At 56.3% G+C, this 20,104-nt stretch carries 18 protein-coding genes; 7 read left to right on the forward strand and 11 right to left on the reverse strand.

Annotation, left to right across the window (positions count from 1 at the left end; translation table 11 throughout):
- Nucleotides 1-29 precede the first annotated feature (29 nt).
- Nucleotides 30-1,124, reverse strand: a complete 1,095-nt coding sequence (locus PH7735_RS11690; protein ID WP_058311551.1) for a fatty acid desaturase — start codon at nucleotides 1,122-1,124, stop codon at nucleotides 30-32.
- Nucleotides 1,121-2,128, reverse strand: coding sequence for a stealth family protein (locus PH7735_RS11695; RefSeq protein ID WP_058311552.1), 1,008 nt, complete (start codon nucleotides 2,126-2,128; stop codon nucleotides 1,121-1,123). Before PH7735_RS11695 ends, PH7735_RS11690 begins: the two co-directional genes overlap by 4 nt.
- Nucleotides 2,129-2,470: 342 nt before the next feature.
- On the opposite strand from PH7735_RS11695, the gene PH7735_RS11705 reads away from it, so the two are divergent.
- The 3 genes from PH7735_RS11705 to PH7735_RS11715 all read left to right on the forward strand — a co-directional run bounded on the left by PH7735_RS11705 (nucleotide 2,471) and on the right by PH7735_RS11715 (nucleotide 5,645).
- Nucleotides 2,471-3,475 carry a DctP family TRAP transporter solute-binding subunit gene (locus PH7735_RS11705; RefSeq protein ID WP_058311554.1) on the forward strand — a complete coding sequence of 335 codons (1,005 nt, stop codon included), beginning with the start codon at nucleotides 2,471-2,473 and terminating at the stop codon, nucleotides 3,473-3,475.
- 95 nt (nucleotides 3,476-3,570) lie between these two features.
- Complete coding sequence (locus tag PH7735_RS11710; protein ID WP_058311555.1) at nucleotides 3,571-4,236, forward strand: TRAP transporter small permease; 666 nt, start codon at nucleotides 3,571-3,573, stop codon at nucleotides 4,234-4,236.
- On the forward strand, nucleotides 4,236-5,645 hold the full coding sequence (locus tag PH7735_RS11715; protein ID WP_058311556.1) for a TRAP transporter large permease: 1,410 nt from the start codon (nucleotides 4,236-4,238) through the stop codon (nucleotides 5,643-5,645). The genes PH7735_RS11710 and PH7735_RS11715 overlap by 1 nt, the downstream gene beginning before the upstream one ends.
- 260 nt (nucleotides 5,646-5,905) lie before the next feature.
- On the opposite strand, the gene tyrS is transcribed toward PH7735_RS11715, so the two are convergent.
- Nucleotides 5,906-7,198, reverse strand: a complete 1,293-nt coding sequence (tyrS, locus tag PH7735_RS11720) for a tyrosine--tRNA ligase (protein ID WP_058311557.1) — start codon at nucleotides 7,196-7,198, stop codon at nucleotides 5,906-5,908.
- Nucleotides 7,199-7,261: 63 nt separating this feature from the next.
- Here tyrS and PH7735_RS11725 point away from each other — a divergent pair, with 63 nt between their 5' ends.
- A complete protein-coding gene (locus tag PH7735_RS11725; protein WP_058311558.1) occupies nucleotides 7,262-8,368 on the forward strand; it encodes an anhydro-N-acetylmuramic acid kinase in 1,107 nt (368 codons plus the stop codon).
- A 10-nt stretch (nucleotides 8,369-8,378) separates the two neighbouring features.
- On the opposite strand, the gene PH7735_RS11730 is transcribed toward PH7735_RS11725, so the two are convergent.
- The 7 genes from PH7735_RS11730 to PH7735_RS20875 all read right to left on the reverse strand — a co-directional run bounded on the left by PH7735_RS11730 (nucleotide 8,379) and on the right by PH7735_RS20875 (nucleotide 15,466).
- A complete protein-coding gene (locus PH7735_RS11730) occupies nucleotides 8,379-8,798 on the reverse strand; it encodes a cupin domain-containing protein (RefSeq protein ID WP_058311559.1) in 420 nt (139 codons plus the stop codon).
- 179 nt (nucleotides 8,799-8,977) lie between these two features.
- Nucleotides 8,978-10,252 (reverse strand): phosphopyruvate hydratase, encoded by a 1,275-nt coding sequence (eno, locus tag PH7735_RS11735; protein ID WP_058311560.1) that lies wholly within the window; start codon nucleotides 10,250-10,252, stop codon nucleotides 8,978-8,980.
- A 209-nt stretch (nucleotides 10,253-10,461) separates the two neighbouring features.
- Complete coding sequence (locus PH7735_RS11740) at nucleotides 10,462-11,361, reverse strand: DMT family transporter (RefSeq protein WP_058311561.1); 900 nt, start codon at nucleotides 11,359-11,361, stop codon at nucleotides 10,462-10,464.
- A 123-nt stretch (nucleotides 11,362-11,484) separates the two neighbouring features.
- Nucleotides 11,485-12,819, reverse strand: a complete 1,335-nt coding sequence (locus PH7735_RS11745) for an HlyC/CorC family transporter (RefSeq protein ID WP_199534989.1) — start codon at nucleotides 12,817-12,819, stop codon at nucleotides 11,485-11,487.
- Nucleotides 12,820-12,867: 48 nt separating this feature from the next.
- Nucleotides 12,868-13,800 (reverse strand): site-specific tyrosine recombinase XerD, encoded by a 933-nt coding sequence (locus PH7735_RS11750; RefSeq protein ID WP_058311562.1) that lies wholly within the window; start codon nucleotides 13,798-13,800, stop codon nucleotides 12,868-12,870.
- Between the two features lie 3 nt (nucleotides 13,801-13,803).
- Nucleotides 13,804-15,318: a hypothetical protein gene (locus tag PH7735_RS11755; RefSeq protein ID WP_058311563.1), complete on the reverse strand. Its 1,515-nt coding sequence runs from the start codon at nucleotides 15,316-15,318 to the stop codon at nucleotides 13,804-13,806.
- Nucleotides 15,308-15,466: a hypothetical protein gene (locus PH7735_RS20875; protein WP_199534990.1), complete on the reverse strand. Its 159-nt coding sequence runs from the start codon at nucleotides 15,464-15,466 to the stop codon at nucleotides 15,308-15,310. Before PH7735_RS20875 ends, PH7735_RS11755 begins: the two co-directional genes overlap by 11 nt.
- A gap of 122 nt (nucleotides 15,467-15,588) precedes the next feature.
- Between PH7735_RS20875 and PH7735_RS11760 the strand changes: the two genes are divergently transcribed.
- The 3 genes from PH7735_RS11760 to trpB all read left to right on the forward strand — a co-directional run bounded on the left by PH7735_RS11760 (nucleotide 15,589) and on the right by trpB (nucleotide 18,667).
- On the forward strand, nucleotides 15,589-16,137 hold the full coding sequence (locus tag PH7735_RS11760) for a shikimate kinase (protein WP_058311564.1): 549 nt from the start codon (nucleotides 15,589-15,591) through the stop codon (nucleotides 16,135-16,137).
- Nucleotides 16,138-17,250 (forward strand): 3-dehydroquinate synthase, encoded by a 1,113-nt coding sequence (gene aroB, locus PH7735_RS11765; RefSeq protein WP_058311565.1) that lies wholly within the window; start codon nucleotides 16,138-16,140, stop codon nucleotides 17,248-17,250. It abuts the gene before it with no gap.
- Nucleotides 17,251-17,461: 211 nt separating this feature from the next.
- On the forward strand, nucleotides 17,462-18,667 hold the full coding sequence (gene trpB / locus PH7735_RS11770; RefSeq protein ID WP_058311566.1) for a tryptophan synthase subunit beta: 1,206 nt from the start codon (nucleotides 17,462-17,464) through the stop codon (nucleotides 18,665-18,667).
- A gap of 62 nt (nucleotides 18,668-18,729) precedes the next feature.
- Here the strand turns inward: trpB and pepT are convergent, their stop codons facing one another.
- Entirely contained in the window at nucleotides 18,730-19,974 is a 1,245-nt protein-coding gene (gene pepT, locus PH7735_RS11775; protein WP_058311851.1) for a peptidase T, read from the reverse strand.
- Between the last annotated feature and the right edge of the window lie 130 nt (nucleotides 19,975-20,104).

Consider the following 20,104-nt stretch of genomic DNA (forward strand, 5'->3'; position numbering starts at 1 on the left):
TACCCTGCAGCTCCGCCCCGAAAAAATCGTTATTTGACCCAGGCCTTCTCGCGGCCTTCACAGTGGGCGATCTGATCGTGTTCGTGGATTTCCAGATCACGACTGGCCGTGAAATCTCGTTTCACATGGTCCCACCAGCAGCCCAAATAGGATTTCTCGGCCTCGGCGTGGAACACCTCTGGCGCGCCTTTATGCAGGGCGGGCAGGCGGGTCCATGGCACATTGGGAAAGCTGTGGTGTTCGTTGTGATACCCAGTGTTGAACAGGATGTGATTGATCGGCCCATAAGACGACCGGGTCGGGTTCACGTTGTCATTTCCGGGATGTTCACTGAGGGATTGGCCCAGATTGGAAATCCCCATCTTTCCAAGAAAGAACGACAGCGACCAGATGTGATAGAGTAGGGCCCATGGTCCGAACAGCGCCAGCAGTGCGATATTGGACAGAGCTGAAACAAGGATAAAGGGGCGCATGTCGGCCGAGGACGGGCGAGAGCCGGTAAAGCGCTCCTCGGGGTCGCGGATCGGTCGGCCGGACGCCCAACTGTTCAGACGCGGCAGAACAAAGTCCCCGATCATAAAGCCAAGCGGCAGAGAATGCAGAACAAGGGTGAAGATCGTTAGCGCCTTTTGCAAAACAGGATGTGTGCGCTGCACATGCTGGCGGGCCTGCAACGCACAGATGTCTTCGTGTTCATAGTCGCGTTCGTAATCACCGACATAAGGGTGGTGGCTGGTGACGTGCTGATGCTGGTAAATCAACTGTTTGCCATAAGAGGTGAGGATGACTTCCAGCCCAAGATCAAACGCCAGTTTGGCCTTGTCCCCTTTGAAGATGAGCTTGTGACAGGTTTCGTGGATGAGTGATCCTGCCGAGTGATAAACAATTTGCCCAATCAGAAAAGCCGTCAGCCCCACCAGCAGGAAACCGCCATCAGACACCAGCCACGCAATGCCCCATTGCACCGCCAGCAAAACCGGCAGGGCCAGAACGGTCAAGGGTTCGGTCCCGGACAGCTGACGCAATTCGGGATGGGCTTTTAACGCTTCTCGACGCATTTCATTGTGGCGGCGCGACTGCGGAGAAATGCCGTTTCTTTGGGATTTGGGCGTGTCGGTACTCATGGCTGGGGTCTCGGTTGCGGGGGTGAGTTTGGTGTATCAGAGATCGGGGGGCGTTCCCATGGGGCGGTCACCGGAAAACGCAGCTTCATCCATGACCGGACCATTTTTTCAACACGTGGGTTCGGGGCGGATTGAAAATTGTCATTCAGTGTCGCGCTCAAAGGCTGGCGGCGATCCATCCGGCGCAGATTGAACCATGTCCACGGCAAGAAATTGTCGATCGACACATATCCCTGCACCTTCTGGCTCAGCGTGTCGGGCGCAATCTTCGCGGCCCCGTTTTCAACGGCAAGAAAACACGCAAGCACTTCGGGGGGCACATTATCGCCCGTTCGAAATCGGCTTTTTCTTGTGATGTCGATATGTTCGCCAAAGTCGCGGCACATTTGCGCGCAGATGTCTTTGTCCAGCAAGTGGGGCCCATGTGTGATGTGTCTGCGTGGGGCGGGGCCAAACCGGTCGCTCAGCAACGTGTCCATGTTCGCAAGGGCAAGGTTCCACGGGCTTTCCGTGCCTGGGTTCAGACGCGTTTGCGGCACGATCTTGCGGGTATCGAGATGCAGCAGCGGCACGCCATCCGTATCAAAAAAAGCGTTTAGCAGGTCAGGCGACAGGGCCAGCATATCGTCTTCAAAATACAAAAACCGCGAAGACAGGTCTGGCAGCAGATGCAGATGCGATACGATGGAAAATGAGTTGAACGTCGGCAATATGCTGGCGGGCATGATCTCGTCATGGTGCGAGACATGGACCTTTGGGTGCGAGGTGTCCAGCCACGGCGGCACTTGTGGGCGCATCGATAGAATATGGATCTTGCGGATCTGAGGCAGGTTTTGCCAAACCGACCGAAGTGAGAACCGCAAGATATCAAGGTTGTCCCGTGTCCGGTTGGGATCGGTGTCTCGGGGATCATCGGCATATGCGTTCAGTTGCCCCATGTAGCCGGGGAAACTGTCATCCACCCAAGTGTAAACAACATCAATTGGTTCAGCAGGCACGCTCATACGCAAAGAGCTAGCATGCCGTCCTTGTTTCTACCAATGCGCAAATCGTTTCATGGGAGGGAGCGAGTCTGAAGGCCTTTGTGCAACGGTTGAAATTTTTGTGCGAAAATCCGCACAGTTGGATTTTGACCTGTGCGAAATCCCGCACAACACGGTTGACGCTTCTTTCAGACGCCGGCTGACGGTTTTTACAATGCTTTGAAAATAAACAGGTTTGAGCGCAATTGCGAGAAATACAAACAAAGACTTGAGCGTGTAGGCACGCATTGTCACTGTTTCAAGGCACAGCTCGTTAAGGGCGCAAATATTTTGACCACGGAATGAAAACCGGGAGGAGACCCAATGAAATTCCTGACTACCGCTGCCACCGCTCTGGCACTCGCCGTCACCGCAGGCACAGCTGCACAAGCCGCATGTGACGATGGAGAAATCGTCATCAAGTTCAGCCACGTGACCAACACCGACAAGCACCCCAAAGGGATTGCCGCGTCGTTGCTGGAACAGCGCGTCAATGACGAAATGAATGGCAAGGCTTGCATGGAAGTCTTCCCGAACTCGACACTTTACAACGACAACAAAGTGCTGGAAGCGATGCTGCAAGGCGACGTTCAGCTGGCTGCTCCTTCGCTGTCGAAGTTCGAAAAGTTCACCAAGCAATTCCGCATCTTCGATCTGCCTTTCATGTTCAAAGACGTGAACGCAGTTGATGCATTCCAGGCATCTGACGCGGGTCAGGGCCTGCTCGACTCGATGCAGCGCCGCGGCCTGCAAGGTCTGGCCTACTGGCACAATGGCATGAAGCAGATGTCGGCAAACAAGCCGCTGGTTTCGCCAACAGATGCAAACGGCCTGAAGTTCCGTGTTCAGTCGTCGGATGTTCTGGTTGCTCAGATGGAAGCTATCGGTGGTTCGCCCCAGAAAATGGCGTTCTCTGAAGTTTACGGCGCTCTGCAACAGGGTGTTGTGGACGGTCAGGAAAACACCTGGTCGAACATCTATGGCAAGAAGTTCTTTGAAGTTCAGGACGGCGTTACAGAAACCAACCACGGCATCATCGACTATCTGGTCGTGACCTCGGTTGACTGGCTCGACAGCCTTGACGCTGACGTGCGTGACCAGTTCCTGACCATTCTCGGTGAAGTCACCGAGATGCGTAACTCGGAATCGACCGCAGTAAACAATGCAGCCAAGCAATCGATCATCGATGCTGGTGGTACAATCCGCACACTGGACGCTGCACAGCGCCAGGAGTGGGTCGAAACAATGCGCCCCGTCTGGGACAAGTTCTCTAAAGACGTAGGCCAGGAAAACATCGACGCGGCGCAAGCCATCAACGCGTCCATGTAATCGCGACGGTGCGCCACTAAGAAGCGCACCCGACTATCTTGGGCGGGCCGGAAAAGGTCCGCCCTTTTTTCAAGAAAATCTGGGGACGTGGGGACATGCAACATACGCATAGCTTCGTGGACCGGATCGAGGAAACGCTGATAGCGATCCTCCTTGGGCTTATGACAGTGATTACCTTCGCAAATGTCATTGCCCGGTTCGGCTTCAATTCTAATATTCTTTGGGCGCTGGAACTGACCGTGTTCCTGTTTGGCTGGCTGGTTTTGCTGGGCGCTTCTTATGCGGTCAAGAAACACAGTCACCTTGGTGTTGATGTCATTATCAACATGGTGCCAGCACCCGTTGCGCGCATCCTGGGGCTGATCTCGGTTGGATGCTGCCTGTTGTTTTCGATCTTCATGCTGAAGGGCGCTTACGACTACTGGGCTGTCTTTGCCGATCTGCCACCAACATCGGGCCGTTGGTTCCCAACAGGCTTTGTTGAAAAGTTCCGTTCGCAGTCGTTCTACGAAGTGCAGGACGTTCCGATGGTCGCAATCTTCCGCTTTCTGGAAGACCTGATCAACTATGGCGACGAATACGAAAAACTTCCCAAAGTGGTGCCGTATCTCGTGCTGCCTATTTCGATGGGGCTGCTGCTGTACCGCTTTTTGCAAGCGTCACTTCAAATTTGGCGGGGCGAAACGGATCGTCTGGTCGCAAGCCACGAAGTGGAAGATGAAATCGAAGAAGTTCGCGAGCAAATGGGGGAGCATGACTGATGGAAGTCGTTCTACTTTTCTCAATGGTGATTGGTCTTTTGCTAATCGGTGTTCCGATCGCTGTTTCTTTGGGTCTCTCGTCGATCCTGTTCCTGTTGTTCTTCTCGGACGCAACTCTGGCCTCTGTCGCCGGCACGTTGTTCGAAGCTTTTGAAGGCCACTTTACCCTTCTGGCGATCCCGTTCTTTATCCTTGCGTCGTCCTTCATGACGACAGGGGGCGTGGCGCGCCGGATCATCCGGTTCTCGATTGCCTGTGTGGGTCACCTTCCCGGTGGTCTGGCAATTGCGGGCGTGTTTGCCTGTATGATGTTCGCGGCCTTGTCCGGTTCATCCCCTGCGACGGTTGTTGCCATTGGTTCGATTGTCATAGCGGGTATGCGTCAGGTCGGGTATTCGAAAGAATTCGCCGCAGGTGTGATCTGTAACGCGGGTACGCTTGGCATCCTGATCCCACCTTCGATCGTGATGGTTGTCTATGCCGCTGCCGTAGAAGTGTCTGTGGGACGTATGTTCCTTGCAGGGGTTATTCCGGGTCTGATGGCCGGTCTGATGTTGATGATCACCATCTATGTCATGGCCAAAGTGAAGAACCTGCCCAAAGGCGAATGGAAAGGCTGGGGCGAAGTGTTTGCGGCCGGTCGTGATGCGGGTTGGGGTCTGTTCCTGATTGTCATCATTCTGGGCGGTATTTATGGCGGTATCTTTACCCCGACCGAGGCTGCTGCTGTGGCTGCGATCTATTCCTTCCTGATTGCGTCCTTCATCTACAAGGATATGGGTCCACTTGCGGGGGCTGCTGCTGGTGTCTCTGCCGGCAACCTTGAAGCCTCGACAGGTGAAAAGATCAGCCTGTTCAAGAAACCACAGGCCCTGATCACCGCATTCTTCCACCCTGACACCAAACACACGTTGTTCGAGGCTGGAAAGCTGACAGTGACATTGCTGTTTGTGATCGCGAATGCCTTGATCCTGAAGCACGTTCTGACCGAACAGCAAGTGCCGCAACATATTGCAGGCGCGATGCTTTCGGCGGGCTTTGGTCCGGTCATGTTCCTGATCGTCGTGAACATCATCCTGCTGATCGGTGGCCAGTTTATGGAGCCTTCGGGTCTCTTGGTGATCGTTGCGCCGCTGGTGTTCCCAATCGCGATCGAACTTGGCATTGATCCGATCCACCTCGGCATCATCATGGTGGTGAACATGGAGATCGGAATGATCACGCCGCCTGTGGGTCTCAACCTGTTCGTGACCTCGGGCGTGGCTGGAATGCCGATGATGAGTGTTGTACGCGCAGCTCTGCCTTTCCTGGCTGTTCTGTTCGTCTTCCTGATCATGGTGACCTACATTCCGTGGCTTTCGACCTTCCTGCCCAATACGTTCATGGGGCCGGAGATCATAACGAAATAGGTCTTGTGAACCTTGAAATAGAAACGGCCTCCGCGTCTGCGGGGGCCGTTTTGCCTTGTCGTGTCGGGGTTTTCTTTAAAGAGATGTCGGGCAGGGCGGACAAGGCACTGGGTTCTGGCCAAACACCTGTTGAGCGGTCCTGCGGGCGTGTAAGGGGCGCTGCCCCTCGGCCTGCGGCCTCACCCCGGGATATTTGTCAGCCAGAAGAAGAACAGGGCCCGCACGGGACCCTGTTTTGTTTTAAAATTGTCGGGGTGACGTTAGTCGTCCAGTTGAACCAGCGCGTGGCGTTTTTTGCCAGCACTGAGTTTCACGGGACGGCCCGCAAACATTTTCAGCGGCACGGCAAACATCGCGGCAGTCACGGGTTCGTCATCGATCTTTGCGCCGTTTTCGGCGACCAGACGCTTGGCTTCTTTACCTGATTTCACAAGGCCCGTTTTGACAAACAACTGATTGGTCATGACATAGAGCGCGTCGGCATCCGGCATGTCGAGATCTGCCCCCGGCACGGCATCTGCCGCCGTGATCTTGATGGTCGGCAAATCGTCCCCTACACCGCCTTTTTCAAAGACTTCGCGTGCGGTCGCTTCTGCGGCGGCGGCGGCCTCGGCACCGTGGCACAGGGTTGTGACCTCGTTGGCGAGGATGATCTTGGCGTCGTTGATGTCAGAGCCGGCCAGCGCGCCGAGGCGGTCGCATTCATCGATGGGCATCTCGGTATAGAGTTTCAGGAAGCGACCCACATCCGCATCCGTCGTGTTGCGCCAGAATTGCCAGAACTCGTAAGGTGAGCGCATATCGGCATTCAGCCACACGGCACCATCTGCCGATTTCCCCATTTTCTTGCCGTCCGATGTGGTGAGCAATGGAGAGGTCAGGCCGAAAATCTGATTGTCGATGACGCGGCGTGTCAGGTCGATTCCGTTGACGATATTGCCCCACTGGTCAGAGCCGCCAAACTGCACCAGACAGCCATAGCGCCGGTTCAGTTCGAGGAAGTCATAGGCCTGCAGGATCATGTAGTTGAATTCGAGGAACGACAGGGACTGTTCGCGGTCAAGCCGTGACTTCACCGATTCAAATGACAGCATGCGATTGACCGAGAAATGGCGGCCAATATCGCGCAGGAAATCGAGGTAGTTCAGACCGTCCAGCCATTCGGCATTGTTCAGCATCAACGCGCCGGTTTCGCTGTCATCGTAGGAGATGTATTTGGCGAAGACCTGCTTGATGCCGTCGATATTGTCGTCGATCTGATCTGGGGTCAGCAGGGGACGTTCATCGGCGCGGAAGGACGGATCGCCGACCTTGGTGGTGCCGCCGCCCATCAGGGTGATCGGTTTATGGCCGGTCTTTTGCAACCAGCGCAACATCATGATCTGGATCAGCGAGCCAACGTGCAATGACTTGGCCGTGGCATCAAAGCCGATATAGCCAGGAACCACGCCCTTCACCAACGCCTCGTCGAGGCCCTGATAATCGGTACAGTCCGCAAGGAAGCCGCGTTCGATCATAACCGACATAAAGTCGGATTTGGGGTGGTAGGTCATGGTATCGGTCCCGTATTATGTGACGGGCCGTGTATAGGCGGCGATGAGGCAAAGGAAAAGGCCATGTTGAAGGCCAAGTCGGGTAAAGATCAGATCTGTGCGCTGGGGGCCATGTCGGGAACGTCACTGGACGGTGTCGACGCCGCAGTTGTCACTACAGACGGCCATGAAATTTTCGGGTTCGGCGACACGGCGTACCGGTCTTATGATGACGCGGAGCGCGCGGTTTTGACCGATGCCCTCGGACATTGGGCTGGCCCCGAGGCCGAGGCAGCAGCGGCTGTTGTTGAAGCGGCGCACAGAGACGTTCTGGCGCAGTTTCCTGCCGTGGATCTGGTCGGGTTTCATGGGCAAACGCTGGCGCATGATCCGAAAGGGCGGGGCACCTTTCAGGTGGGTGACGGGCAGGCACTTGCCGAAGCACTGAACACGCCTGTGGTCTGGGATTTTCGGACGGCGGATGTGCAACTGGGAGGTGAAGGGGCTCCGTTGGCGCCTTTCTTTCACTTTGCCTGTGCCAAGTGGATCAAGGCCGAAGGGCCGGTTTGTTTTCTCAATCTTGGTGGCGTTGGCAATATCACATGGGTTGATCCGCGCTTTGACGCGCCCGAAGACGATGGCGCGCTGTTGGCATTTGATACCGGCCCGGCCAATGCGCCGATCAATGATTTGATGCGCGAAAGGCTTGGCAAGAGCCATGACGAGAATGGAGAAACCGCGCTGCGGGGCGAGGTCGAGCAGGGCGCGCTTGAGTTGTTTCTGGCAGAGCCGTTTTTTGCAAAAATTCCCCCCAAATCACTGGATCGGAATGATTTTTCCGAAATGGTCGGGTTGGTCAGGGAATTGTCGGATGCTGATGCTGCCGCCACGCTTACAGCGATGTCTGCTGCGGGTGTTGCCGCAGGAATGATGCACTTCCCTTCGCTTCCTGACCGCGTTCTGGTCACCGGAGGCGGGCGCAAGAACCCTGTCTTGATGGAGATGCTTCGGGTCTCGCTGGATTGCCATGTGGTTCCGGTCGAGGACGTGGGTCTGGATGGGGATATGCTTGAAGCGCAAGCGTTTGCTTATCTCGCCGTGCGTGTCGCGAAGGGACTGCCGACGTCATGTCCGGGTACAACTGGCGTGCGGGCATTGGTTGGCGGCGGTGTGGTCAGCCGCCCGGGCTAGTCTGTCGCGGTCAGGGAATGTCAAAACCGGCAGGCGCCAGCGTAAATCCCTCAAATTGAAATGCGGGCGACACGGTGCAGCCTACGAGCGTCCAGTCGCCCGTTGTTTTTGCGGACTGCCAGTGGCGTTCGGGCACGATGATCTGGGGTGAGTGGCCTGCCATCAGATCAGGCCCCAGAATATGGTCCTGTTTGGGGCCGGTGTCCTTTGCGCTTAGCGACAGAACCAAGGGGGCACCTGCGTGATAGTGCCAGATTTCCGTGGCATCGACGGTGTGCCAATGGCTGCGTTCGCCCGCTTGCAACAGGAAAAAAATTGCGGTGCCCGCGGGGCGTGCACCCGAGCCGCCCCCGATCCATGTCTGTCTATAGTGTCCGCCTTCGGGATGCGGTTCCAGTTGCAGGTGTGCGATGATGTCGGCAGCGGTCATGTGCGGTCTCCGGAGCAATCGGATTTGTGCCATTGTCGATGAGTGCGAAAGGAAAGTCATCCCGTAAAACGGCAGGTAAGGAGGGCATCAAATGTCATCCGCGGTTCATCAGTCCGAAAAAAGAAAACCCCGCCAAAAAGGCAGGGTTTTCCTAGAATGATCTGAATGTCAGAACGATCTTATTTCAGGATCGAGCGCCCTGCGTATTCGGCGGTTTCGCCCAGCAGTTCTTCAATGCGGATCAGCTGGTTGTATTTCGCGAGCCGGTCCGAACGTGCCAGCGAGCCTGTTTTGATCTGTCCACAGTTGGTGGCAACGGCGAGGTCAGCAATGGTGGCGTCCTCGGTTTCACCCGAGCGGTGTGACATCACGTTGGTGTAACGTGCGCGGTGGGCCATTTCGACGGCTTTCAGCGTTTCGGTGAGCGAGCCGATCTGGTTTACTTTGACCAGCATCGAGTTGGCAACGCCTTGGGCGATACCGTCAGCCAGACGCACGGGGTTGGTCACGAACAGATCGTCGCCGACCAGCTGAACCTTGTCGCCGATCATGTCGGTCAACATTTTCCAGCCGTCCCAGTCGTCTTCGTCCATGCCATCTTCGATCGAGATGATCGGATAGTCGTCGCACAGGGCGGCGAGGTATTTGGCGTTTTCTTCGGATGTCAGCGATTTGCCTTCACCTTTCAGCTCGTACTTTCCGTCGACGTAATACTCGGACGAGGCGCAATCGAGCGCGAGGTAAATGTCTTCGCCCAGCTTATAGCCCGCTTTTTCAACAGCGTTTTTGATGAAGTCCAGCGCATCGCGGGTCGAACCGATGTTGGGTGCAAACCCGCCTTCGTCACCGATGCCGGTGTTCAGGCCAGCGGCGGTCAGTTCTTTTTTCAGAGTGTGGAAGACTTCGGCACCCATGCGGATGGCTTCGCGGATGTTCGCGGCCGACACAGGCATGATCATGAATTCCTGAATGTCGATCGGGTTGTCTGCGTGCTCACCACCGTTGATGATGTTCATCATTGGAACGGGCAGGACGCGGGCCGAGGTGCCACCGACATAGCGGAACAGGGGCTGGGCGGTGTAATCTGCCGCAGCTTTGGCAACAGCAAGCGACACGCCAAGGATCGCGTTTGCGCCAAGGCGGCCTTTGTTCGGGGTGCCGTCCAGTTCAATCATGGCGGCGTCGATGGCGACCTGCTCGGTCACGTCAAAGCCAACCAGTGCTTCTGCGATTTCGCCGTTGACTGCGGCACAGGCTTCCAGAACACCTTTGCCCAGATAACGGTCTTTGTCGCCATCGCGCTTTTCCACGGCTTCGTGTGCGCCGGTCGAAGCGCCAGAAGGCACAGCTGCACGGCCCATGGTGCCGTCTTCGAGGATCACGTCGACTTCGACGGTGGGATTGCCACGGCTGTCAAGAATTTCGCGGGCGTGAATGTCGATAATGGTGCTCATGAGGAGAGGTTCCTTGGGAAATATGGGCGTTCGCGGCGTTCATAGCAGGGGCGAGGCGAAAGTAAACGGTTGGGGGCGCTGTAAACGACAGGTTAGGGCTAACCGCGACAGTTTTGCCCGCAGGATGGTCAAAGTTTAGAGCGCCTGCATGACGAACCCACCAAGGCTGGCCCCTGATTGCTTAACCCCCTTGCGGGCACAGATGCAGATCAATCTGCGGGGAACTCGGACTGGGGCAGGGGAACAGGCTTGGCCAGCTGTCGCTCTCGCAGGAAGGTATACAGACCGGACCCGATGATCAGCGCCGCGCCGGCAAGGGTGGGCAGGTCGGGACGTTCACCAAAAACCACCACCCCGATAATGATCGAGAACAGCAGACGGCTATAGCGATATGGCGCAACAACCGAGGCTTCACCCAAGCGCATGGCCGTGACAATGCCCCAATACCCCAAGGCCCCGAACAAGATGGCGCCAGCAAACATGGCGGCTTCGCCGGACCCGATGACACCCGCAGCTTTGGTCGTGAAAGGCATCATCACCAGACCCGCAACAACCATTGAACCAAAGCCTTGCATCGACACAACGTAAGACGAGATGGACGGATCAAGGCGGCGCGTGACAAGGTCTCGCACAACAATTGCAAACACCGCGATCAGGACAAGAAGGGTTGCCGGATCAAAGCCTGCCATGCCTGGGCGAATGATCAACAGCACGCCAATGAACCCCAGTCCAATCGCGGTCCAGCGGCGCCATCCTACCTTTTCCCCAAGAAACAGAGCGGCCCCCATGGTGATGACCAGCGGCAAGGCTTGAAAAACGGCAGCAACGGTCGAAATGTCCACAAGCGCCAACGCCGAAGCAAAGGCCATGGCGGCAACGGCCTCGCCAGCGGCCCGGATCAGGGGCAAGGTTTTCCATGCTTCGGGGGCGAAAATCTTGTCTCCGCGTAGAACGGCCAAGGCTGCAAAAATCAAGGACGACCCCAGACCCAGCCAGATCAAAATCTGGCTTGTCGGCAGCGGATCAGAAAGCTGCTTGATAAACATGTCTTCGATCGTAAACCCTGCCATGGCAAAGACGACCAGTAAGATGCCTTGAATATTGTTCATGTCACGGCTCCTGTACGCGCTCTCCAAATCACAAGCGGAATTTGCGCAACAGGATCAAGCACGATTTCAGACCACATGCCTGTGATTTTGTTGGGGCAGATATCACAGAACGTGATGGACCCGTCAGAGAGGCCTGATTTTCAGGACAGTGATGCGGTTGGCCTCACGCTCCATGACCTCGAAACGAAATCCGTGAAACGAAAACACCTGACCCACTGTCGGGATCATCTGAGCCTCGTGGATCACCAGACCCGCAATGGTGTTCGCCTCTTCATCAGGCAGGGTCCAGTCCGTGGCCCGATTGAGATCGCGCAGGGTCATGGCGCCGTCAATCAGGTACTGGCCATCGTCGGATCGTGCAATTTCGGGTTCGTCGTCTGTATCAAACTCGTCGGTGATTTCGCCAACAATTTCCTCGAGGATATCTTCGAGCGTGATCAACCCCTGCAATGACCCATATTCATCCACCACAAGGGCAAAATGCGAATGGCGGCGCAGGAATTCACGCATCTGATCGTCAAGCGATGTGGTTTCCGGCACAAAATAGGGTTTCTTGAGAACCTCGGACAAATCGAAATTCAACAGACCTTCTTGCGTTGCCTCGGACTCTGACGCGCGACGATACATTGCCCGAAACAGGTCTTTGGCGTGGATCACGCCGATGATGTTTTCCGGATCGTCCTTGAACACAGGAAGACGGGTGTGATTGCTTTCAAGACACTGGTTCAGGATTTCCCGTGCGGGGCTGTTGGCATCAATCATTTCGATGCCAGAGCGGTGCAACATGATTTCTTCGATGGCACGTTCAGACAGATCAAGCGCGCCAAGAATGCGGTCGCGGTCTTCTTTTTCGACAATCCCTTCCGAGTGGCCCAGCTGAATCGCACCAGCGATTTCTTCGCGCACCGCCAGAATATGGCTGTCGGGGTCGGTTTTGACGCCAAATACCCGCAACACCAGCCGGACGAGCCAGCGCACGGCAGACACAACGGGCGCAAATAGGGTAACAAGGACGCCGATAGGACGCGCAACCGAAGCCGCCGCAGCCTCGGGGGCGGTGATGGCATAGGTCTTGGGAAGAACTTCGGCGAAAATCAGGACAAGCAAAGTCATCACAAGCGTGGCCAGGGCCACGCCGGATTCGCCAAAGGCCCGCGTGAACAGGGCCGTGGCCAACGAGGCCGCCAGAATGTTGACGAGGTTGTTTCCCAAAAGCACGGACCCGATCAGCCGTTCGCTGTCATCGGTGATGTCCAGCGCGCGTTGAGCCCCGCGATTGCCTTTGTCCGCTTGGGTTCTCAGCTTGCCGCGCGAGGCGGCAGTCAGGGCCGTTTCCGAGCCCGAGAAAAAGGCGGACAGAACCAAAAGGCCAATAATGGCGCTTGCTGTAATCCAGAAAGCGGAATCAAATGGGGTCGACGCGGCCAGTTCGGCCGTTTGGGTAACAGTTGTGCTCATGAAAAGGGTTATGGGGTGCGTGTTGTCTGCAATCAAGCACGTCGCGTTTTATTTCGAGGATTTTGCCAGCGGATGATGCGTATGCACCAATTCTCGCAACCGTTCGTCCAGAACATGGGTGTAGATTTCGGTTGTTGCCACATCCGCATGGCCCAGCAAGGTCTGAATGGTGCGCAAATCCGCCCCGTTTGCCAGAAGATGTGTTGCAAATGCGTGGCGCAATGTGTGCGGTGTGACTTTGGCAGGAGACACACCACCCGCGACGGCCAGCTCCTTGATTAAAAGATAAAAGCGGTTGCGTGTTAGGTGGCCGAGTTTGCCACGCGATGGAAACAAAAACTTCGAGACGGGTTTTCCCTTTGCCCGTTTGTCGTCTTCGATCAAGTCGCGTGCTGCGATCCAGTCGGCCAAGGCGTCACGCGCAGGCGGGGACAGGGGCACCATGCGTTCCTTGTCGCCTTTGCCGCGGATCAACAACATGCGGGGGTCGCCCCGCGTTGACGACACAGGCAGCGACACAAGTTCGCTCACGCGCATTCCGGTGGCATAGAGCAACTCCAGCAAACAGGTGTTGCGCAAGCGGTCGTGATCGTTGCGCCCGTGTTGGCGGGCCGCCTGGAGCAGGTGATCCACTTCTGACATATCGAGCGTTTTTGGCAGACGCTGATCCCGACCAGGGCCTTTGATCTGGATCGCGGGATTGTCCTCGCGCCATCCTTCTTCGAAGGCAAACCGAAACAATTGTTTAACCGCAGAGAGACGCCGAGCGCGGGTCGATTTCGCCAGCCCCTGTTCCTCACAGTGAATCAGATAGGCTTCGATGTCAGAACGGGAGAGGCTTGAAAAGCTCTGGCCTTGCATCTGTGTCCGCTCGGCAAAGTCGCGCAAATCCCGCGCATAGGCCTCTTGCGTGTTTTGGGCCGCACCGTGTTCTGCGGCCTGTGCATCCAGAAACGAAGTGATCCAGTAAACATCTTTCATGCGTCAGCCCCGCGTGTCGATGATCGCGGCCTGAAGCGCGGCCTGTCGCGCGGTATCTTCAAGCCCCACAGCGCGGAATATGGCCAGCGCATCGGTCAGAGAGGTCAGGTCGCCCTGGCTGCCGTCTGCCATCAAGGACATCGCGTGAAGAATGGCCTCTCCCAACTGGCCACGGGCCAGCATGGATGACACTTCTTGTGGAACGCGGGCGCCGTGGAACCCGTCAGAGATGGCCCGATGCAGCGGGTCCGCCGGTGTGCGCGGGGGATTGCCAAGTGCCAAGCCCGCCAGAAAATCGCGCGGTCCCAGACGGGCGGCAGCTTCGTATTGTGGAGAGAGAAGTGCGATATCGCGGGCCAGCTTGTGAGACACGCCTGTCAGGTCGAGATCCAGAAGTGCGGCGCCAAAGATGCGGGCAAAGGGCACTTCGAGATGCACAGATTGTGCGGCAGACCATGCCTTGGGCAGGGTTTCGGCCACCCTGCGCGTGTCCTGATTGGCCAGCGCCTCGTCAAATTTCTGGATCGCTGCCACACGATCCCAGATCATGCCCGAGGCAGACGGTTTGCCTTCGCTATATATCCCTATCAGACGGTTTTCGGGCAATGCGCCGGTGCGCGCCAATCGCTCGGCAGCTTCAAGTCGGGACTTCCAGCCTGCGGTGCTGCGAATATCCGCATGCGCAAAGGGGCGTGGCAAAGGAGATGTTGGCTGGTGCTCTCCGATCGCTTCATACAGTCGAAATGTAAGCGGCGTCGGCGAGCGGGGCGCGAACATCATGGGTTCGCCTTCAAACAGTTCGGGATCAAGGAACCTGAGAAGCAAAGCGTCTTCTTCCTCGGTCAACAGTCTCAAGGCGTTTGCCGTTTCCAGCGTCAGCGCCGCCGCATTCCAGTCTCCGGCGCGGGCGGTGCAAAAAATACGAGAGGCATAATCAGGGGACAAATGCGGCGCAGCCGTCAATGCCTGACAGGCGGCTTCTTCTTCTCCCATCAGAAGGGCCACATCGAACCATCGTTTGAACAACGGCGGCGTGGTTGGGCCGGACCGTTCGACAAGCGCAGAGGCTTGTTCAAGCGCGCCCATTTCAATCAGCTTGTCAATGCGGGCCAAAAGAAACCTGTCGCCGCTTGCGGTATCCATCGGCGTGTTCGCCTCGGCCAGCAGCAACGTATAGAGCAGGGCCTGCATCGCCGGCATCAGCTCTGGTCGTTGACGCGAGATCAGGGCGGACACGCGGTTGGCATCGCTGTTTTGCCAAAGGGAATTGGGCAGCCCCGTCACAGAAGTGGGCAACAATCCAACGGCATCGCGTGCTGGCGCATCCAGCGTATCCACGGAAATGGGAGCGGAGACAGGGCCGCTGAGTACCGGTGGTTCGAACACGGGTTGTCCCATGTCGATTGTCACTGTTGGCGTCTGGTCCAGCCACTCAATCGCCGACAAAGGTGCATTCTGGGCCATGGCCATGCCTGCGAAAAAGGCAAAACCGATGGCAAAAGGTGTCTTAGCTGTCATTGCCACTCTGCAATGTAACGGGGACACGGATTTCTTCCTGAGGTGCCGAAAAATCGGCGCCAAGGATTGGGCCGAGATAGGCGTATCCCACAAAAGCGATAGCGGCCAATACGATCAGCACAATAAGAAGGCGGAAGAGTCTGCCCATGGTTTACCCCAATTATCTTTGCCTGTTTTTTCCAACTTATAACTGGCCTTTTCCGCAATATCACGTCATTCAATGCCGAAAGATGAAATTTGGGCAAAGCTTGGCCGATTACGGAAGATGAAATGGGATTATTGCTGAAAAAGACGGTGGTTCTTGTGGGCATGATGGGTGCCGGTAAAACCGCTGTGGGCCGTGCTCTTGCACAGCGTCTTGGCGTGCCGTTCCTCGATTCGGATGCCGAAATTGTAAAAGCTGCCAACATGTCTATCGCAGAGATTTTTGCGCGCGATGGCGAGCCCTTCTTTCGAAGCAAGGAAACCCAGATCATTGAACGTCTTCTGGACGAAGAACGCGGCATCCTGTCGACCGGTGGCGGCGCTTACCTGAGCGATACCAACCGTGCGATGATTTCCGAAAAAGGCGTCGCCGTTTGGCTGGACGCCGATCTGGATCTTTTGTGGAACCGCGTCCGTCATAAAGACACCCGTCCTTTGCTGCGGACGTCGAACCCCAAGGCGACCCTGACCGAGATTTTTGACGCGCGCGTTCCTGTGTACGAATTGTCGGATTTGTCGGTCAAAGCGGATCCGCGATATTCAATTGACGACATGGCGGAACGCGTTGTGACCGCGCTTTTGAGCCGCCCGGATGTGTTGGAGAAGACCCCCTAAATGGAAACGGTACACGTTGGATTGGGCGACCGCGCCTATGATATTCACATTGGTCCGGGGCTGTTGGCCCAAGCTGGCGCTTTGATTGCGCCTGTGCTGAAACGCAAACAGGTCTGTGTTGTAACGGACGAAAACGTCGCCCAGTTGCATGTCGAAACCCTGCGTGCCGGATTGGCCGAGGCCGGTATCTCGATGGAAGTTCTCGTTCTTCCAGCTGGGGAAAGCACCAAGAACTGGCCAAATCTTGAGCGCACTGTTGAATGGCTTCTGGAGCAGAAAGTCGAACGCCGCGACATGGTTGTGGCCTTTGGTGGTGGCGTGATCGGAGATTTGACCGGATTTGCAGCCGCTGTTTTGCGGCGCGGCGTGGGTTTTGTTCAGATCCCGACGTCGTTGCTGGCCCAGGTTGACAGCTCGGTTGGCGGCAAAACAGGCATCAATTCCAAGCAGGGCAAGAACCTGATCGGGGCCTTTCACCAGCCTGCGCTTGTGTTGGCCGATACCGAGGTTCTGGGCACGCTGACCGCGCGCGATTTTCTGGCCGGGTATGGCGAGGTTGTAAAATACGGCCTGCTGGGCGACGCCAAATTCTTTGAATGGCTGGAAGAGCAGGGGCCCGCGTTGGCCTCTGGCGATATGGATGCGCGCATTGCTGCGGTCAAACGGTCCTGCGAAATGAAAGCCGAGATTGTCGCGCGCGATGAAACCGAGCAGGGTGACCGCGCCCTTTTGAACCTCGGGCATACCTTCTGTCACGCGCTGGAAGCGGCAACCGGATATGGGGATCGGCTTTTGCATGGGGAAGGCGTGGCGATCGGCTGTGCTTTGGCCTTTGAGCTTAGCCACCGTCTGGGCCTGTGTTCGCAAGAAGAACCAAGCCGCGTGCGTGTGCATCTGAAAGAGATGGGCATGAAGGTCGACATGTCAGACATCGAGGGGGACCTGCCGGATGCGGAAGGATTGCTCGAGTTGATGGGACAGGACAAAAAAGTTGTCGATGGTCAGCTGCGGTTCATTCTGGCGCGTGGGATCGGACAGTCTTTTGTCACATCCGACGTGCAGCGGGATGTTGTGAAAACCCTTCTTGAAGACGAGTTGGCACGCCGCGGATAATCAGATGACGCCAGACGCCCCCATCGAGGGGGCTCTGGCCTCTGTCCGCTGTGCGGACCTGTGTAGCACTGCTCTGAGAGCGGTGTTTTTCTTTTTCAGGCCTTTGAAAACGCAGACAGAAAGCAGAAGTGTTACCGCGTCAAGGTGACATCTCTACTTTGTGTAACAATTGGGCAAATGTCCTCTTCAACGTTACGTTGGAGGAAAACGGATGTCTTCATATTTAAAATCACACCCCACCCGCGACGGGTTTTTCGGCACTTACGGCGGGGCGGATCTGCCACCGGTATTGCAGCCTCATTTCGAAGAAATTTCAAAGGCCTATGACACGATTTCAAGATCGGCCGAATTTATCCGCGATCTGCGCTATATCCGTAAACACTTTCAGGGGCGACCAACCCCTGTTTCACATCTCAAGAACCTTTCGGACAGATGTGGCGGGGCCCAGATCTATGCCAAACGCGAAGATCTGAACCACACCGGCGCCCACAAACTCAATCACTGTATGGCCGAGGCCCTGTTGGCCAAACACATGGGGAAAACCAAACTAATGGCCGAAACGGGGGCAGGGCAGCATGGCGTTGCTTTGGCCACCGCTGCGGCCTATTTCGGGATGGAATGTGAAATTCACATGGGCGAGATTGATATCGCCAAAGAGGCCCCGAATGTCACCCGGATGAAGCTGTTGGGCGCTGAAGTTGTACCAGTTTGTTTTGGCGGGCGCTCGTTGAAAGAGGCTGTTGATTCCGCCTTTCAATCCTATGTGCCACAGGCCGAAACGGCGTTGTTTGCTATCGGGTCGGTTGTCGGACCGCACCCGTTTCCGATGATGGTGCGCAATTTTCAACATGTTGTCGGGATCGAAGCGCGCGAACAGTTTCTTGAAATGACAGGAGAGCTGCCTGACATGGTTGGTGCCTGTGTGGGCGGCGGGTCAAACGCGATGGGGCTTTTTGCAGGGTTTATCGATGATCCCGATGTGGCTTTGTATGGGGTTGAACCGCTGGGCACGTCGTCCAATCTCGGCGATCACGCCGCGACGCTCACCTACGGAGAAGACGGGGATATCCACGGGTTCCGCACGATGCTTCTTAAAGATGAAGCTGGAGAGCCCGCGCCGGTCCATACGGTGGCGTCTGGGCTGGACTATCCCGGTGTCGGGCCAGAGCATGCCTATCTCTATCGTTCGGGACGGGCGACCTATACGGCAGCAGATGACAAAGAGGCCCTGAAAGCCTTCTATGACCTGTCACGTCACGAAGGCATCATTCCTGCTTTGGAAAGTGCGCATGCCGTGGCTTTTGCAATGCGCGAAGCTGGCAAAAACCCTGGTAAATCCATTCTGATCAACCTGTCAGGTCGCGGTGACAAAGACATCGATTATGTCACTGAAACCTATGGGTTCAGCGTCGACTGATAACATCCGAAAAGTGGAAACAACGGCGCGCGCCGAGGGGAAACCCGAGGCGCGCGTTTTCGTTAACGTGCGGCCGCTTCGACCAGACGCAGGCAGATACGCGTGGCCATGGCCATGTCCTGAACGCTGATCCATTCCAGAGGGCCGTGGATTTCCTGCATCCCTGTAAACAGGTTGGGGCAGGGGATGCCCAGCTCGGTAAAGCGGCTACCATCGGTGCCGCCGCGAATTGGCACAGACCTTGGATCAAGACCTTCGGCGCTATAGGCGTCGCGGGCGAGGTCCACGGGCGTCATATCCTTTTCCAGCCAATAGCGCATGTTGCGGTATTGCTTGGTGATCTCGCAGGACACTTTTGCGCCGGGAAAGGCATTTTTGGCGTCTTCGCAAACCTGTCGCAGACGCTGGCGACGGGCTTCCAGTCCATCCATCTCGAAATCGCGCAAGATGAATTTGAGGGTCGCTTCGGAAGAGCCCCCCGCCATATCATAGACATGGATGAACCCATCGCGCCCGTCGGTGGTTTCGGGCGTTTCACCGTCAACATCCAGATCACCGATAATTTTGCCCGCAATATGCAGCGCATTTACAAGCTTGTTTTTGGCAAAACCGGGATGCGCGGAGACACCCGTGATCTGTACGACGGCGCTATCGGCAGAAAAGCTTTCGAATTCGATACTTCCCGCGCGGCTGCCATCCAGTGTGAAGGCAAAATCAGCCCCGAATTCTGCCGACAGCCTTTCGTCAACACCGCGACCGATCTCTTCGTCCGGAGTGAAGGCAAGTCGGATTTTGCCATGTTTGAGATCGGGCGTGTTCAGCAGGTGCTCGGCAAGCGTCATGATGATCGCGACGCCGGACTTGTCATCAGCCCCCAAAAGGGTCAGGCCGGACGCCGTGATAATTTCATCGCCAACTTTGCTGGCAAGGTAATCTGACATATCCGTGCCAAGATGCAGGTCAGCATTATCCGGAAACGTGATGTTCGCCCCGTCCCATGCTTTGTGAACGCGCGGCTTTACCCCGGTTGCATTGAACTGGGGCGCCGTGTCCACATGCGCGCAAAAGCCGATTGTGGGACAGCCCGCAACCGTGGCCGGGACGGTGGCCAGCACCGCGCCGTATTCCGTAAGGGTGACATCCAGGGCGCCGATCCTTTGCAGTTCGGCGACCAGATGATTTTGCATATCCAGCTGGATATCAGTGCTGGGCTGGTTGGACGATGTTTCGTCGCTTTGGCTGTCGATGGCACAGTAGGTGACAAGTCGCGTTTCAAGGGCACGGTCAAAGTCGGGAAATCTGGTCATCACAGCCTCTTGGATCAAAAGGGTAATGGTCACAAAATTCTTCTATAATGTGTGAGTGAGTGGGCATTTTGTGCTTTTTTTCATGGGGAATTCTACGGTTTTGCAAATCATATATCGACTCATTTGTCAT

Source organism: Shimia thalassica, assembly GCF_001458215.1.
In the GTDB taxonomy this organism is placed as follows: domain Bacteria; phylum Pseudomonadota; class Alphaproteobacteria; order Rhodobacterales; family Rhodobacteraceae; genus Shimia; species Shimia thalassica.